This is a genomic window from Acinetobacter sp. ANC_7512 (assembly GCF_056779935.1).
This window is the reverse complement of the sequence record NZ_JBWYIX010000049.1, coordinates 1-249: the sequence shown is the minus strand read 5'-3', so window position 1 is coordinate 249 and position 249 is coordinate 1. Positions and strand designations below refer to the sequence as shown.

The 249-nt window shown below is 48.2% G+C and carries 1 protein-coding gene; it reads left to right on the top strand.

The window, feature by feature from the left end:
* Positions 1-249, top strand: a 249-nt coding sequence (locus AC1M9H_RS14415; protein WP_481613663.1) for a phage late control D family protein, incomplete at both ends; no start/stop codon positions are given.

The window sequence follows — 249 nt, the reverse complement described above, 5'->3', positions numbered from 1 at the left end:
GCAACAGCCGCGTATTTATGAATAAATCCGTGGTCGAAGTGGTGGAAATCCTCTTTGAAGAATGGCAAAACAAAAGCCCACTCTTTGCCTCGAGCCTCAGCCTAGACCACAGTGGACTACAACAACAATACGACATCCGCCCCTTCATCATGCAAAGCAACGAAAGCGACTACGACTTTCTGACTCGCTTACTACGCAGTGAAGGCATTAACTGGCTCATTGATGAAGCCCAACCGATTGTACCGAGCA